The sequence below is a fragment of the Candidatus Propionivibrio aalborgensis genome (assembly GCF_900089945.1).
Lineage (GTDB): Bacteria > Pseudomonadota > Gammaproteobacteria > Burkholderiales > Rhodocyclaceae > Propionivibrio > Propionivibrio aalborgensis.
In genome coordinates, this window is record NZ_FLQY01000391.1 from 1 (window position 1) to 14,721 (window position 14,721).

The 14,721-nt window shown below is 60.5% G+C and carries 16 protein-coding genes; 13 read left to right on the top strand and 3 right to left on the bottom strand.

Annotation, left to right across the window (positions count from 1 at the left end):
- Positions 1–68: 68 nt before the first annotated feature.
- The 9 genes from PROAA_RS17590 (at position 69) to PROAA_RS17630 (ending at position 10,043) form a co-directional block, all read left to right on the top strand.
- The gene (locus PROAA_RS17590; protein ID WP_186412592.1) at positions 69–1,337 is read left to right on the top strand and encodes an ATP-dependent 6-phosphofructokinase; all 1,269 of its coding nucleotides are present in this window, start codon (positions 69–71) and stop codon (positions 1,335–1,337) included.
- 37 nt (positions 1,338–1,374) lie between these two features.
- Positions 1,375–2,199, top strand: a complete 825-nt coding sequence (locus PROAA_RS17595; RefSeq protein WP_186412593.1) for an undecaprenyl-diphosphate phosphatase — start codon at positions 1,375–1,377, stop codon at positions 2,197–2,199.
- Positions 2,196–2,765 (top strand): YqiA/YcfP family alpha/beta fold hydrolase, encoded by a 570-nt coding sequence (locus tag PROAA_RS17600; RefSeq protein ID WP_186412594.1) that lies wholly within the window; start codon positions 2,196–2,198, stop codon positions 2,763–2,765. The genes PROAA_RS17595 and PROAA_RS17600 overlap by 4 nt, the downstream gene beginning before the upstream one ends.
- 8 nt (positions 2,766–2,773) lie before the next feature.
- Positions 2,774–4,693 carry a ribonuclease catalytic domain-containing protein gene (locus PROAA_RS17605; RefSeq protein ID WP_186412627.1) on the top strand — a complete coding sequence of 640 codons (1,920 nt, stop codon included), beginning with the start codon at positions 2,774–2,776 and terminating at the stop codon, positions 4,691–4,693.
- Position 4,694: 1 nt separating this feature from the next.
- Positions 4,695–5,579 carry an energy transducer TonB gene (locus PROAA_RS17610; protein WP_245664336.1) on the top strand — a complete coding sequence of 295 codons (885 nt, stop codon included), beginning with the start codon at positions 4,695–4,697 and terminating at the stop codon, positions 5,577–5,579.
- 4 nt (positions 5,580–5,583) lie between these two features.
- The gene (gene aroE, locus PROAA_RS17615; protein ID WP_186412596.1) at positions 5,584–6,405 is read left to right on the top strand and encodes a shikimate dehydrogenase; all 822 of its coding nucleotides are present in this window, start codon (positions 5,584–5,586) and stop codon (positions 6,403–6,405) included.
- Positions 6,402–7,109 carry a monofunctional biosynthetic peptidoglycan transglycosylase gene (mtgA, locus tag PROAA_RS17620; protein ID WP_186412597.1) on the top strand — a complete coding sequence of 236 codons (708 nt, stop codon included), beginning with the start codon at positions 6,402–6,404 and terminating at the stop codon, positions 7,107–7,109. Before aroE ends, mtgA begins: the two co-directional genes overlap by 4 nt.
- 218 nt (positions 7,110–7,327) lie before the next feature.
- On the top strand, positions 7,328–8,629 hold the full coding sequence (gene corA / locus PROAA_RS17625; RefSeq protein ID WP_186412598.1) for a magnesium/cobalt transporter CorA: 1,302 nt from the start codon (positions 7,328–7,330) through the stop codon (positions 8,627–8,629).
- A gap of 79 nt (positions 8,630–8,708) precedes the next feature.
- Positions 8,709–10,043: a DUF3422 family protein gene (locus PROAA_RS17630; protein ID WP_222102349.1), complete on the top strand. Its 1,335-nt coding sequence runs from the start codon at positions 8,709–8,711 to the stop codon at positions 10,041–10,043.
- 121 nt (positions 10,044–10,164) lie between these two features.
- On the opposite strand, the gene hemL is transcribed toward PROAA_RS17630, so the two are convergent.
- The 3 genes from hemL to thiD are packed head-to-tail and all read right to left on the bottom strand — an operon-like array spanning position 10,165 to position 12,910.
- Positions 10,165–11,445, bottom strand: a complete 1,281-nt coding sequence (gene hemL / locus PROAA_RS17635; RefSeq protein WP_186412599.1) for a glutamate-1-semialdehyde 2,1-aminomutase — start codon at positions 11,443–11,445, stop codon at positions 10,165–10,167.
- Positions 11,442–12,071, bottom strand: a complete 630-nt coding sequence (gene thiE, locus PROAA_RS17640; RefSeq protein WP_186412600.1) for a thiamine phosphate synthase — start codon at positions 12,069–12,071, stop codon at positions 11,442–11,444. Before thiE ends, hemL begins: the two co-directional genes overlap by 4 nt.
- Positions 12,072–12,091: 20 nt before the next feature.
- Positions 12,092–12,910: a bifunctional hydroxymethylpyrimidine kinase/phosphomethylpyrimidine kinase gene (gene thiD, locus PROAA_RS17645; protein ID WP_186412601.1), complete on the bottom strand. Its 819-nt coding sequence runs from the start codon at positions 12,908–12,910 to the stop codon at positions 12,092–12,094.
- 160 nt (positions 12,911–13,070) lie between these two features.
- On the opposite strand from thiD, the gene PROAA_RS17650 reads away from it, so the two are divergent.
- The 4 genes from PROAA_RS17650 to PROAA_RS17665 all read left to right on the top strand — a co-directional run bounded on the left by PROAA_RS17650 (position 13,071) and on the right by PROAA_RS17665 (position 14,656).
- Positions 13,071–13,223 (top strand): rubredoxin, encoded by a 153-nt coding sequence (locus tag PROAA_RS17650; protein WP_222102352.1) that lies wholly within the window; start codon positions 13,071–13,073, stop codon positions 13,221–13,223.
- Positions 13,224–13,366: 143 nt separating this feature from the next.
- Positions 13,367–13,726 (top strand): response regulator, encoded by a 360-nt coding sequence (locus PROAA_RS17655; protein ID WP_186412629.1) that lies wholly within the window; start codon positions 13,367–13,369, stop codon positions 13,724–13,726.
- A gap of 42 nt (positions 13,727–13,768) precedes the next feature.
- Complete coding sequence (locus PROAA_RS17660; RefSeq protein WP_281182287.1) at positions 13,769–14,131, top strand: response regulator transcription factor; 363 nt, start codon at positions 13,769–13,771, stop codon at positions 14,129–14,131.
- A 15-nt stretch (positions 14,132–14,146) separates the two neighbouring features.
- Entirely contained in the window at positions 14,147–14,656 is a 510-nt protein-coding gene (locus PROAA_RS17665) for a chemotaxis protein CheW (RefSeq protein ID WP_186412603.1), read from the top strand.
- Positions 14,657–14,721 lie beyond the last annotated feature (65 nt).

The following is a 14,721-nucleotide window of genomic DNA, read 5'->3' on the forward strand; positions in this document are numbered from 1 at the left end:
GTTTGACCCGGGTGCGCGGGTCAGCGATACTCTTCCTTCCCGAAACCACACCCAGCCATTGATTCATCATGAATATCAATACACTTGGCGAAGCGCGTTTTCCATCCCCGCTCCCGTTCCACGTCAGCGACAAGTCGCGTGTTCTGTCAAACGTCATCGTCAACCCCGACGTTCCCGTGTCGGAGGAGCTTCTGCTCGAAGTTGCCGGCCCGCGCGAGCGCCTTTTCTTCGATCCGAAGCACACGCGCGCAGGCATCGTCACCTGCGGCGGCCTGTGCCCCGGATTGAATAACGTCATCCGTTCGCTCGTTCTGGAACTGCATCACGGTTATGGCGTACGCGAGATCCTCGGATTCGTTAGTGGCTATCAGGGGCTTGATCCTTGGCGCGGCTCCGAACCGATCCCGCTTACTCCCGAGTTCGTCGAGGATATTCACAAGGAAGGCGGCACCGAGCTGAATACCTCGCGCGGACCGGTAGACATCAGTGTCGCGGTGGACAACCTGATACGACGCAAGGTCGACATTCTCTTCGTGATTGGCGGTGACGGCACGCAACGCGGCGGAGAGGCGATCCTGCGAGAAGCGCAGCAGCGTGGTCACGCGCTTTCCGTGGTCGGTGTGCCAAAAACGATCGACAACGACGTCGCTTTCGTCTCGCGAACTTTCGGCTATGTCACTGCCGTCGAAGAGGCCGTCAAGGCGATCAATTGCGCACATACCGAAGCGCACAGCGTGCACAACGGCATCTCCCTGGTCAAGATCATGGGGCGTCACGCCGGGTTCATCGCTGCCGGTGCCACGATTGCCAGTCAGGACGTGAATTTCACGCTGGTGCCCGAAGTGCCTTTCGTCCTCGAAGGCGAAGACGGCTTTCTTGCGGCGCTCAAGAGGCGCGTATTGAAGCGTGCACATGCCGTCATCCTTGTCGCCGAAGGCGCCGGCCAGCATTTGTTCGGGCCTGGCGACGATCAATACGACGCCTCGGGCAACCTCAAGTCGAAGGACATCGGCAATTTCCTGCGCGAACGCATTGAAGCCTATTTCAAGGCCGAGGATATTCCGAACACCTTCCGTTACTTCGACCCGAGCTACCTCATCCGCAGTGTTCCGGCCAGCGCCGAGGACGCCATCCTCTGCGACTTCTTTGCACGCAATGCCGTGCACGCCGCCATGGCGGGCAAGACCGGGCTGGTCATCGGGTTCCAGCATGACACCTTCACCCATGTCCCGATCGAACTGATCACCAGTCGCAAGAAACAGCTCGACCTGAACAGCCCGGCCTGGCTTGGCGTACTCGCGTCGACGGGCCAGAAGTTCGCGCAGTTCGCTGTCTGAAGGACTGCTAAAATGCGCCTTTTTCTGAAAGCGCTTCGTGGACCTTCTGCTGCTGCTCAAAGCCCTTATCCTCGGCGTCGTTGAGGGGCTTACCGAATTCCTGCCGATTTCTTCGACGGGGCATCTGATCCTTGCCGGTGACCTGCTCGATTTCAACGACGCGCGTGGCAAGCTGTTCGAGATCGTCATCCAGTCGGGCGCCATTCTGGCAGTGGTCTGGGAATACCGGGCAAAGATCACCGAAGTCGTACGCGGCCTGCCACGCGAGCCGGCGGCGCAGCGTTTTGCGCTCAATGTGCTGATCGCTTTCATGCCGCTGGCCATCATCGGCCTGCTCTTCGGCAAGGTGATCAAAGCGCACCTGTTCAATGCGCCAACGGTGGCGGCAACCTTTATTCTCGGCGGCTTGATCATCCTCTGGGCAGAACGCCGCGAACACAGCGTTCGCGTGCAATCGGTCGATGAACTCTCGCCACTCGACGCGATCAAGCTGGGCATGGCGCAGGCGCTGGCGCTGATTCCCGGCACATCGCGCTCCGGCGCAACGATTATCGGTGGATTGTTCATGGGGCTGTCGCGTCGCGCGGCGACCGAGTTTTCGTTTTTTCTGGCCATCCCGACACTGATCGCGGCAACTTTCTATCAACTCTACAAGGAGCGTGCGCTTCTCTCCTTCGACGATATTGGAATGTGGGTGGTCGGCTTTATGGCGGCCTTTGTTTCGGCCTTCTGGGCGGTTCGTGGCCTGTTGCGCTACATCAGCACGCACGACTTCACGATTTTCGCGTGGTATCGCATCGCCTTCGGCATCGTGGTGCTGACCACGTGGAAATTCGAGCTGATCGCCTGGACTGCCGCGTGAGTGGGTCGATCCTCTATCTGCACGGCTTCTGCTCATCGCCGGCATCCTGGAAAGCGCAGCTCGTTGCGCAGGCGATGAACGCTCGCGGCCTGGCAGATCGTTATTATTGCCCGGTGCTGCCGCCAATCCCCCGCGCAGCCATCGCGACGGCCGAAGCGATCATCGGCAGCCAGCCCGGTCCGCTGACGCTGGTCGGCAGCTCGCTCGGCGGCTTTTACGCCACCTGGCTGGCGGAGAAATACGACTTGCGGGCGGTGCTGATCAATCCGGTCGTCCTCGCCTCAATCGCGCCGGGTACGTTTGTCGGCACCCAGACCAATTTCCATACCGGCCAATCCTTCGAATTCACGCCCCAGCACGTCGCGCAGCTCGCCGCGCTTGAAGTGCCGCGCATAACTCCGGAGCGCTATCTGCTGATGGTCGAGACCGGCGATGAGTTGCTGGACTATCGGCGCGCCGTCGCGCACTACGCCGGTTGCCATCAGATGATCCTGGACGGCGGCGACCACAGCTTCACCCGTTTCCCGGATTTGTTGCCGCAACTGCTTGAATTTTGCGGGTTATAATGGCTCCGATGCATGTTCTGTTCGAAGAAGACGGCGCCTTCAAAACCGCCACCATCCTGACCGACAACGAAGCGTCGTTGCAGGTTGAGACGGCCACCGGCAAGCGCGCCAAGATCAAGTCGGCGAACGTTCTCTTGCGCTACATGGAACCCTCGCCGGGCGAATTGTTGGGTCGTGCCGAATCCCTCGCTGAGGGCATTGAAACGGATTTTCTTTGGGAGTGCGCGGGCGATGGCGAATTTTCTTTTTGTGATTTTGCCGACGAATACTTCGGCGGATCAGGGCACAAAGCCACGCCGGTCGAAGCGTCTGCGCTCCTGCTGGCCCTGCATTCAGCGCCCGTCTATTTTCATCGCAAGGGCAAAGGGCGTTTCCGCAAGGCCCCTCCAGACATTCTCGCAGCTGCTCTGGCCGGTCTTGAAAAGAAGCGTCAGCAAGCACTGACCGTCGAGCGCATGGTCGGCGAACTCAAGTCCTTCAGACTACCGCCCGAGTTTGCGCCGTTGCTCAACCAATTGCTCTACAAGCCCGACCGCAACCGCTTTGAAACGCGTGCACTGGAAACCGCCTGCGCTGAAACCGGACTCTCCGCGCCGCACCTGCTGGAGAAATGCGGCGCCATCCCGTCGGCAAGCAACTACCACCTGCAGCGCTTTCTGCTCGAATACTTTCCGCGCGGCATCCGCTTCCCGGATATCGAGCCACCCATGCCGCCAGCCGGGTTGTCGCGCGCCTCTGTAGAGGCCTTCTCGATCGACGACGCGGCCACCACCGAGATTGACGACGCCTTTTCATTGCAGACATTGCCCGGCGTCGGCTGGAGGGTCGGCATTCACATCGCGGCGCCCTGCCTCGCCATTGCACCCGATTCGCCGCTTGGGGAGATCGCGCGCGAGCGTCTGTCGACCGTTTACATGCCGGGCAGCAAGATCACCATGCTGCCCGAAGCCATTGTCGAGCGTTTTACGCTGGCCGCGGGTCGCGACTGCCCGGCGCTATCCTTGTACCTGACGGTGACGCCGGAATTCGAGATCGTTGCACACGAAACGCGCATCGAAGTTGTGCCCATCGTCGCCAACTTGCGCCATCACGATATCGAGCCGCTGTTCAACGCGCAGACGCTGGCCGACGGCCTCTCCGAGTTTGCTTTTCGCGACGAGCTCAGAACGCTCTGGCATCTGGCCAATGCCTGTGAAGGCCGGCGCGGCAAGCCATCGTCGATGCAGGGCAACCACGACTACAATTTCTCTATCACGGGCGACCCGTCCGATGACGAATCCAGCCGTGTAGAAATCAGCGAACGCATGCGCGGCAGCCCGCTCGACAAACTGGTCGCCGAACTGATGATCGTCGCCAACAGCACCTGGGGCGGTGTGCTTGCCGAAAAGGGCATTCCAGCCATCTACCGCGCGCAGAGCGCCGGCAAGGTGCGCATGACGACCTCGCCACAGGCGCACGACGGACTGGGCGTGGCGCAGTACGCCTGGTCGTCGTCGCCGCTGCGCCGCTACGTCGACCTGCTCAACCAGTGGCAACTGATGGCGTGCCTGAACGGCGATACGCCGCACTTCGGCGCCAAGTCCGACGCTCTGTTCGCTGCCATGCGCGACTTCGAACTGACCTACGGCGCCTACGCCGAATTTCAGCGGGGCATGGAACGCTACTGGTGTTTGCGCTGGCTGCGCCAGGAAAACGTGCACATCGCCGAAGCCACCGTCCGGCGCGACAATCTCGTCAAACTCGACAGCCTGCCCTTGATCCAGCGGGTAAATTCGGCACCCGAGTTGAAGCCGGGCCAGCGCATTCGTTTGTCCATCGAATCGGTTGATTACCTGACGCTCGAACTTGGCTGCCGTTATGTCGAGACACTCGATCTGGCCGAGAAAAATGCAGAGGAAATCGACGATACGCTTGAGGTGATCAACTGACGTGAGCCGTGCTGTCCGTCAAACAAGGGTTTCAACCAGCGAACGCAACCTTTGGTGGGCGGTCGGCATCTCGATGTTTCTCCACGCAGCCATACTCTCGCTGCACTTCAAGTTTCCCGATGCCTCGCGCGCCTTTCAGGACAAGGCGCTGGACATCATTCTGGTCAACAAGAAATCGGCGCGACGGCCGTCGGATGCCCAGGCGCTGGCGCAAGCCAACCTCGACGGCGGCGGCAATACCGACGAAAACCGACGCGTCAAGACACCGTTGCCCCCCTCGGAAAAGCAGCAAAGCGGCAGCGAACTGGAACAGGCGCAGAAGCGCGTACAGGCGCTTGAATCCCAGCAGGAACGTTTGCTCGCCAAGTCGCGCAGCAAAACGGCGGCCCCCCCGAAAGCCGAGAACGAGGCCCAACCCGAGCCGGTCCAGGGGGTAAGCGGCCGCGATCTGGCGAACCGTGCGCTGGAGATGGCACGCCTGCAAGGCGAGATCGACAGGAATTCGAATGAATACAACAAACGGCCGCGCCCGAAACACATCGGAACGCGCGCCGACGAATACCGGTTTGCCCGATATGTGGAGGACTGGCGGCTGAAGGTCGAGCGCGTGGGGACGCTCAATTATCCGGAAGCGGCCAAAGGCAAACTCTATGGCACGCTGCTCCTGTCGGTGACCATCAAAAGTGACGGCGCCGTCGACAAGGTCGAGATCAACCGCTCCTCCGGACACAAAATCCTCGACGATGCAGCACGCCGTATCGTCACCATGTCCGGTCCTTATGCCGCCTTTCCGCCAGACATCCGGCGCGACACGGACCTGCTTGTCATCACCCGCACCTGGAGCTTTACGACTCGCAACCAGCTCGAAACAGAGACATCGCGGTAGCCCCATGACAGACCACTACTGCGTATTCGGCAATCCGATCGGTCACAGCAAATCGCCGCTCATCCACACGGCGTTTGCCCGGCAGACCGATCAGGATATTCAATACACGGCTCGCCTTGTGCCACATGACGGCTTTGCCCTGGCCGTACATTCCTTTATCAAGGCCGGCGGGCGCGGCGCCAACATCACCGTGCCGTTCAAGGAAGAAGCCTTTCGCCTGGTGCCTTACCGGACGCCGCGTGCCGAGCTGGCCGGCGCGGTCAATACGCTGGTGGTCACCGGCAGCGGCATTGTCGGCGACAACACCGACGGTGCCGGATTGCTGCACGACATCACGCTCAATCTGGGCTGCCCGGTCGACGGGAAGCACGTGCTGCTGCTCGGGGCCGGCGGCGCGGCGCGCGGTGTCATCGGGCCGCTGCTGGACGCGCAGCCGGAAATGCTGGTCATCGCCAACCGCACCGTGTCCAAGGCCCAAGCGCTGGCCCGGCACTTTGCCCGCCTTGGCAAAGTTTCCAGTAGTGCTTATTCCGAACTGGCCGGGCAATCGTTCGACATCATCATCAACGCCACGTCGGCGAGCCTGGGCGGCGAGATGCCGCCGCTACCCGCCGGCCTCTTTTCCCCGCACAGCCTGGCATACGAGATGATGTACGGCCGTGGCGATACGCCGTTCATCACCTTCGGCAAAGGGCAGGGCGCGGCGCGCTTTGCCGATGGCATCGGCATGCTCGTCGAGCAGGCGGCAGAGGCCTTCTTCATCTGGCGCGGCGTACGCCCGCAAAGCGCACCGGTGATCAATATGCTGCGGAACGCCGACGTGTGAAGTCTGCCGCACAACTCCTTTCCCTCTCGATAAAGAGTCTGCTACTTGGCCTGTTCGGCCTGCTCCTGCTCTACCAGTTCTGGCTGTTTTGCTGGGTACTCTGGTGGAATTGGATCAACCCCGATACCACGCGCTTCATGGCAATCCGGCTCGCCGAATTGCAGATCAAGGATCCCAGGGCACAGCTCAAGAAACAATGGGTCGGTTATGGAAGAATCTCGATTAATCTGAAGCGCGCCATCATCGTCTCGGAAGACGACCTCTTCATCCATCATGAAGGATTCGACTGGGGCGGAATCCAGAAGGCCATGGAAAAGAACCAGCGGCGCGGAAAAATCGTTGCCGGCGGCTCGACCATTTCCCAGCAACTGGCCAAGAACCTTTTTCTGACACCGTCGAAAACCCCCTGGCGCAAGGCCGAGGAAGCGATCATCACCCTGATGATCGAATCGGTCTGGAGCAAGCAGCGCATTTTCGAGGTCTATCTCAACGTCATCGAATGGGGCAACGGCGTGTTCGGCGCCGAAGCGGCGGCGCGGCACTACTACGGCATCAGCGCCGCGCAACTTGGCCCCGAGCAGGCGGCACGACTGGCCGGTATGGTGCCGAGTCCGCGCTTCTACGACCGCAACCGCAACGCGCCCGGCCTGGCCAACAAGGCCGCGGTCATCCAGTCGCGGATGCCGTCGGCACAGGTGCCTTGAAAGCAGACGCATTACCTGTATCGGGCGGGGCTTCGAAGTGTCGTGCTAGCCCCGCATCACCCCGCGACCGGCCCGTGTTCAGGCGTTAAGACAGCAAGGCCTCCTGCTTATATTTGCGGGTCGCCAGAATTCCGAGCAAACCCAAGCCCATCAAGTCCGGTAGGCTGCTAGAATTCCCGTCTGGTTGACGCGTTGCAGTACAGGGGGAGTCCTGCCCGATGAGTGAAGACAAGAGCATCCTGGATCACCTGGCCAATGTGAAGGAATTGCTTGCCAAGCACAAGCTGGTCGAGGAACTCGTTCACCGCCAGGATATGCCGCGTCATGATCTCGTCGAGGAGGTCGTACACAAGCAGCATCTGGCCGGAATGCGTACTCTGCTCGAACGCATTCCCCTGGCCGAGATTGCCCAGATCATCGAGGCTCTGGAGCCCGAGGATCGCCTGTTGGTGTGGGAAGAGGTGCGCGAGGAGCGCGGCGAGCCGATCCTCGAAATTCTGTCCGACGAAGTGCGTCAGGAACTGATCGGCGACAGTCATCACCGCAACGAAAAGACGACCGTCAGTGCCTTCGAATTGCGCAACGGACGGCTCAGCCAGATCAACGTCAATACGCCTTACGACCTGAAATGCCTGAAGCCGATCTGGGTCGATCTGGTCGCGCCGACTCCCGAGATTCGGGCCTGGGTGGGGCGTTTCTTCGATGTTCAGCTGCCGAATCCAAGCAACCTGACCGACCTTGAGGCAAGCGCGCGTTTCTACATCGAGGACAACGGGGAAATTCATCTGCATTCGGATTTCCTGCTCGATACCAAGGAGGGATCGCGCAACGTGGCGGTGGCCCTGATTCTGCACCGGGATGTTTTATTCACCGTGCGTACCGAAGAGTTGCCGGTCTTCCGCCTGCAGCGTCTGCGCGCACGCACCCAACCGGGTTACGTGACCGACGGCAAGGATGTGCTGCTCGATCTCTATGCCGCCGATGCGGAGTATTCGGCCGATGCGCTGGAAGATGTCTATGCCGCGCTGGAGGAAGTCGGCAAGCACGTGCTGGGCACGGAGATCACCGACAAGGAGGCGGCCATGATTCTGGCCGACATCGCTCGCGAGGAAGACCTGAACGGGCGCATTCGCCGCAACGTCCATGACACCCGCCGCGCTGTTTCCTTCCTCACCCGCGGCAAGTTTCTCGGCCCCGATCAGATGGAGGATGCCCGCCAGATTCTGCGCGATATCGAATCGCTTGACGGTCACACGTCATTTCTGTTCGGGAAGATCAACTTCCTGATGGACGCCACGGTCGGGTTCATCAACATCAACCAGAACAAGATCATCAAGATATTTTCCGTGGCCTCGGTCGCCATGCTGCCACCGACCCTGATCGCCAGCATCTACGGCATGAACTTCAGGTGGCTCCCCGAACTTCAATGGGAGTATGGCTACCCCTTCTCGATGACGCTGATGTTCGTTTCCGTCGTCGTTCCGTTCTGGTTCTTCAGAAAGAAGGGCTGGCTGCGCTAGTCGCAAGAACGAGCGGCAACAGATCACGGTGTGCTGCGCTTTGATCCAGGTACGAATACGTCTTATCCCGGAGGTTCCCTTGAGTATCACGCCCTCGCCCGCAAAGCTGTTGCCACCCGACCATCCGGAGCGCGCCACGCTCGCCGCCGAGGTTCTGGCGCGTGCGGCGGAGCCGCTCTCGGCACCGTGCCGGGCCACCTATGTGGCGGTGCGCATCGATACCGAGGCGCTTGATGCCGAACTGGCACACATCGCCGCACTTTGCGCCAGCCAGGGGCTGGAACCGCCACCCGAGCACGCCACGCACTGGTCCGCATCGCTCGGCGCGCAGCGTCTGAAGTGGGAGCGCCATGGCGAGTTTTCGAGCTACACCTTCTTCACTGAAGGGCTGAACCCCCAGCCTTACAGCGAGCCGGTGGCCGCGCTGCTACCGCCGGGCTGGCTGGCCGCCGTGCCGGGGCAGACGGTGTTCGCCGCCCACGCCAAACTGATGGTGGCCGATGTGCAGGCCGACGGCGCCGCAGCAATACCTTTGGCCGAACAGTTCTCCACCCATTTCGGACAGAACATGGTCGTCGGTTCGCGCATCGGCGACGGCGCAGGCCTGGCGTTCACCGATTTCGTGATCCATGACGACGGCTTTGCACGCTTCCTGCTCCTGGACAAGGACATGACCGCGCGCTCGGCCGGCCGGATGCTGCAACGGCTGTTCGAGATCGAGGCCTATCGCATGATGGCACTGCTGGCGCTGCCGATAGCGCGTGAGCTGTGGCCACGGCTGATGACGATCGAGCGTACGCTGGTCGGGTTGATCGAACGCATCGCCTGCGACGCCGGCGAGGACGAGGACTTGCTGCATCGGTTGACGGCGCTGGCTACTGAGGTGGAAAGCGCACTGGCCGCCAGCCAGTTTCGCTTCGGCGCCAGCCGCGCTTACCATGCGCTGGTCACCACCCGCATCGGCGAATTGCGCGAACAGCGGATCCGCGGCCTGCAGAATTTCGACGAGTTCATGACCCGGCGGCTGAGCCCGGCAATGGCCACCTGCGCCACGGTGTCGCAGCGGCTGGGCGACCTTTCGGACCGGGTGGCGCAGGCCAGCACCCTGCTGTCGACCCGGGTGAACATCGTTCGCGAACGCCAGAATCAGGAGCTGCTGGCCGCCACCGCGCGCCGCGCTGCACTTCAGCTCAAGCTACAGCAGACCGTGGAAGGGCTGTCGCTGGCCGCCATCGTTTATTACCTGACGGGCCTGGTGGGCTACGGCGCCAAGGCGCTGAAGACGCTCGGCGTGCCGATTTCGCCCGATCTGGTCATCGGCGCGGCCATTCCGGTTCTTGCTCTGGTCGGCTTGCTGCTATTGCGGCGCGTACACCGCCGCTTGGGTCAGGACTCGGACGTGGGCGCCACTTAGGAGCGCCCGCGAAAGATCTTCCCGGCTTCACAGTACTCGGAGTTGGCTCGTCGAGTTAGCCTGCGGCGTTCCTCATAGGGGATGCTGAGAGCGATTCCGATGTGTTCCAAAAGCATTGGCACTACCATGTCTTGAAAATCGCTTCTGCCGCAGCGACCGTTTCGGCGATATCCGCTTCACTGTGTGCTGCCGAAACAAAGCCGGCCTCGAAGGCGGACGGCGCGAAGTAGTGTCCGGCGCCCAGCATGGCATGAAAGAAACGATGGAATGCGTCCTTGTCGCATTCCATGACTTCGGCGTAACTGTGCGGCCGCTCCCGGCGGAAATAGAGACCGAACATGCCGCCGACCGATTGGGCGGAAAATGTCACGCCGTGTTGCGTCGCCGCCGCCGCCAGCCCGTCGCACAAGGCCTGGGTTTTTTGTGTCAGCGAATCATGGAAGCCGGGTTGCTGCACGAGCTTCAGAGTCGCCAGTCCGGCCGCAACGGCCACCGGATTGCCCGACAGCGTTCCGGCCTGATAGACGGGGCCGAGCGGCGCGATCATTTCCATGATCTCGCGCTTGCCGCCGAAGGCACCGACCGGCATGCCGCCGCCAATCACCTTGCCAAGCGTGGTGAGATCCGGCTTGATGCCGTAGTAGCCTTGTGCACACTGCGGGCCGACGCGGAAACCCGTCATCACTTCGTCAAAGATCAGCACTGATCCGTGTTTGCTGCACAATTCGCGCATCGCCTGCAGGAATTCCTGCCTGGGGGCGATCAGGTTCATGTTGCCGACGACCGGTTCGACGATCACTGCCGCGATGCTGTCGCCATACGCGGCGAAAGCGCTTTCGAGCTGCGCGACATCGTTGTAGTCGAGCACCATCGTATGTTTCGCCAGGTCAGCGGGGACGCCGCCTGAACTCGGGTTGCCAAAGGTCAGCATGCCCGAGCCGGCCTTCACCAGCAGGCTGTCGCTGTGGCCGTGGTAGCAGCCTTCGAACTTGATCAGCGTATCGCGTCCGGTGTAACCACGCGCCAGGCGAATGGCGCTCATCGTCGCTTCGGTGCCCGAGCTGACGAGACGAACCATGTCGAGTGAAGGCAACAACTCGCAGAGCAGATCGGCCATCTCGACTTCGCTTTCGGTCGGCGCGCCGAAGGAAAGCCCGAGAGCGGCCGCCTTCTGAACGGCGGCAACAACCTCTGGGTGCGCATGGCCGAGAATCAGCGGGCCCCACGATCCGACGTAGTCGAGGTAGCATTTTCCGTCCGCGTCCGTCATGCGCGACCCGCTTCCCTTGGCGAAGAAGCATGGCGTGCCGCCGACCGAGCGAAAGGCGCGGACAGGGGAATTGACACCACCAGGAATATGTCGCTGTGCGCGCTCGAAGAGGTGTTGATTGCGGTGACTCAAGCTCGTTCTCCTTTGAACAGTTGCTGAAAATCCCTGGCGTGCGACGCGATGTCGCCAGCATCGAACAGATCCGTGATGACGGCAAGCAGGTCGGCACCTGCTGAAACCAGTGCGGGCGCATTTGCCAGGGTAATACCGCCGATGGCGCATCCCGGAACGCCCAGTTCGTCGCGGCAGCGGCGGAACAGCGACAGTGGCGAACGGACGGCATACGGTTTGGTCGGCGACGGGTAGACTGCGCCGAAGGCAACGTAATCGGCACCAGCCCCGACCGCAGCGCAGGCCAGATCGAAATCTGCATAGCAGGACGCCCCGAGCAGTTTGCCCGGACCCAGCGCGAGTCTGGCGGCGGCCAGATCGCCATCGTCCCCGCCCAGATGCACGCCGTCGGCATCGACCGAGCAGGCCAGCGCCACGTCGTCATTGACGATAAGGCGGGCGCCGAATCGTCGACAAAGCGAGAGCAGCGCATACGCCCGGTCGGCTTGTTCTGCGGGCCGGCGTGCCTTGTCGCGATACTGGACGAGCCGGACACCGCCGCGAAGCGCGGCTTCAACGCCCGTCAGGAGGGTTGGCTTGTCGAGGCCGTCCGGGGTGATGGCATAGAGCCCGCGCAATGACATCATTCTGCTTCAGCCATGATTGATCATGCCTTCCGGCGCGCCCTGAAGAAACGATCCGGAATGAATTGCCCCTTTCCCGGCCGGAAACCCGCCGCCAGCGTCTGCCAAGTATAGTCCTGCGCTTCGCGCACCGCATCGCCGACGGTCAGACCGTGGGCCAGATGAGCTGCCACGGCCGACGCCAGCGTGCAGCCTGAGCCGTGATAGCTGCCGGCCAATCGTTCCCAGCGGTCGCTACGTACGAGGCCGTCCGCGTTGTAGAGGTCATTGACCACCTGTGGAGTATCTTCATGCGTGCCGGTAATCAGGACATGGTCACAACCCAGGTCGATCAGTCGGTGGGCGCATTCTTCGAGCCGCATATCGCTTTCGCAGTCCTCCGCATTTGTCATGCCGGCCAACCAGCGCGCCTCAAGGGAATTCGGTGTCAGGATGCTGACCAGCGGCAGCAGCAATTCGGTTAATGCCAAAACCATGCTCTCATCAGCCAGTTGATCTCCTCGCCCGGATGCAAGCACCGGATCAAACACCACCGGAAGATCGGGATAATCGGACAGTATTCGAGCAACCGCCCTGATGTTTTCGACACTTCCAAGAACGCCTATCTTGAAGCAAGCGACCGGCATGTCTGAAAGAAGGGTGCGCGCCTGAGCTTCGACCCAGTCGGCGTTTACGGGCAGAACGCTCGTGATGCCGAGAGTGTCCTGCACCGTCAACGCCGTTATGACAGATAGCGCATGGCAAGCCAGCGATGTAACCGTCATCAGGTCGGCCTGAATGCCGGCACCTCCCGTGGGGTCGCTGGCGGCAAATGTCAGGACAATCGGAGGCGGCAGTTGCATCGATAATGAATCCATGAAAGCGAACCGGCGCCGGGACAAGAAAAGCCTTGGCAGAGGGAAGAACGTATGGCTAGAATCGGAGGCAATTCACGCGGCCGATTTTACCCGAAATACGAATCACGCTATGAAAACTACTGAAGATGCCGCATATTGCACTTGGATGTGTCTGATCTGCGGCTACGTATATGACGAAGCGGCAGGCAGTCCGGAAGAAGGCATTCCGGCGGGAACACGCTGGCGGGATATCCCGATCAACTGGGTGTGCCCGGAATGCGGTGCGCGCAAGGATGAATTCGAAATGCTTGAAATCTAAATCATTGATGTATAGTACCGCCTGAATATAAGAGATGTATTAGCCATACCATCCGATTTGATCAGAGCCCTCAAGATTAGAAATGAAGGGCAGCCTGGAGGAAAAAATTGGCCGACGCTGCGAACCTGAGTGGCATCAAAGTGATGATCATCGACGACAGCAACACTATCCGGCGTAGCGCGGAAATATTTCTCGTGCAGGCCGGTTGTCAGGTTGTTCTCGCCGAGGATGGTTTTGACGCTCTCGCAAAAATCGCTGACCACCAGCCCGAAGTCATCTTCTGCGACATCATGATGCCCCGGCTCGATGGCTACCAGACCTGTGCGCTGATCAAAAAGAACCAGCGCTTCCGCAATACACCGCTGATCATGCTTTCGTCAAAGGACGGTCTGTTCGATCGCGCGCGCGGACGTATGGTCGGTTCCGACCAGTACTTAACCAAACCGTTTACCAAAGACAGTCTGCTGCAGGCAGTCGCAACTTTTGCGCGTCAGCCGGACTGAGATTGAATTCATAACTTCAAGGGCACCCAGGGAGTCACCGCCATGTCAATCAAGAAAATCCTCGTCGTTGACGATTCACCTACCGAACGTCATGCCATGCTTGAGCTTTTGTCCAAGCATGGCTACCAAGTCATTACTGCCGAAAGCGGCGAAGAGGGCATCGCAAAAGCAAAGGCCGAATTGCCGGATCTGGTCTTGATGGATGTCGTGATGCCCGGACTCAATGGTTATCAGGCGACCCGAACGCTGACACGCGACGAAGCGACCAAGCATATCCCTGTCATTGTGTGCACCTCAAAGGGCCAGGAAACCGACAAGATCTGGGGCTTGCGCCAGGGCGCGCAGGACTACCTGGTCAAACCGGTCAATAGTGAAGAGCTGCTGGCCAAAATCGCAGCCCTGTAGGCATCAAGACACGGTATGGCAAAAAAAGGGAGTCTACGCGAGTTTCAGGCGCACTTGGCCAAGCGGCTTGCCGGAGTCAGCGACCAGAGTGCAGCGGGCCTGCTGGGCGTTCAGGCAGGATCCGACTTCTGGCTGATCAGCCTGTTCGATTCCGGTGAAATCATTCCGCTGACGCCACTGACCGGCGTTCCTTTGACCAAGCCCTGGTTTGCCGGCATTGCGAATATTCGCGGGAATCTTTACGCGGTCGCCGATTTTTCCGCTTTTCAGGGCAAGGAAGCCACTCCACAAAACGCCAGTTCGCGATTGCTGCTGATTGGCACTCGCCATGGTGACAACGCCGCACTGCTGATTCCACGCGTTCTCGGCCTGCGCAATCTTGACGATCTGACACCGGTGGCTACTGATCCCGACGCGCCTCCCTGGTCGAGTGAAGCTTATTCCGATAACGAGGGGCGCCGCTGGAATATGCTGAATGTGCGCCGGCTCCTTTCGGATGACTCTTTCATGGACATTGGCGTTTGAGACCCTCATGTATTTCAACCGTACCTGAAGACACGTACGCTCAATACGTTGCTACCGGAGATCCA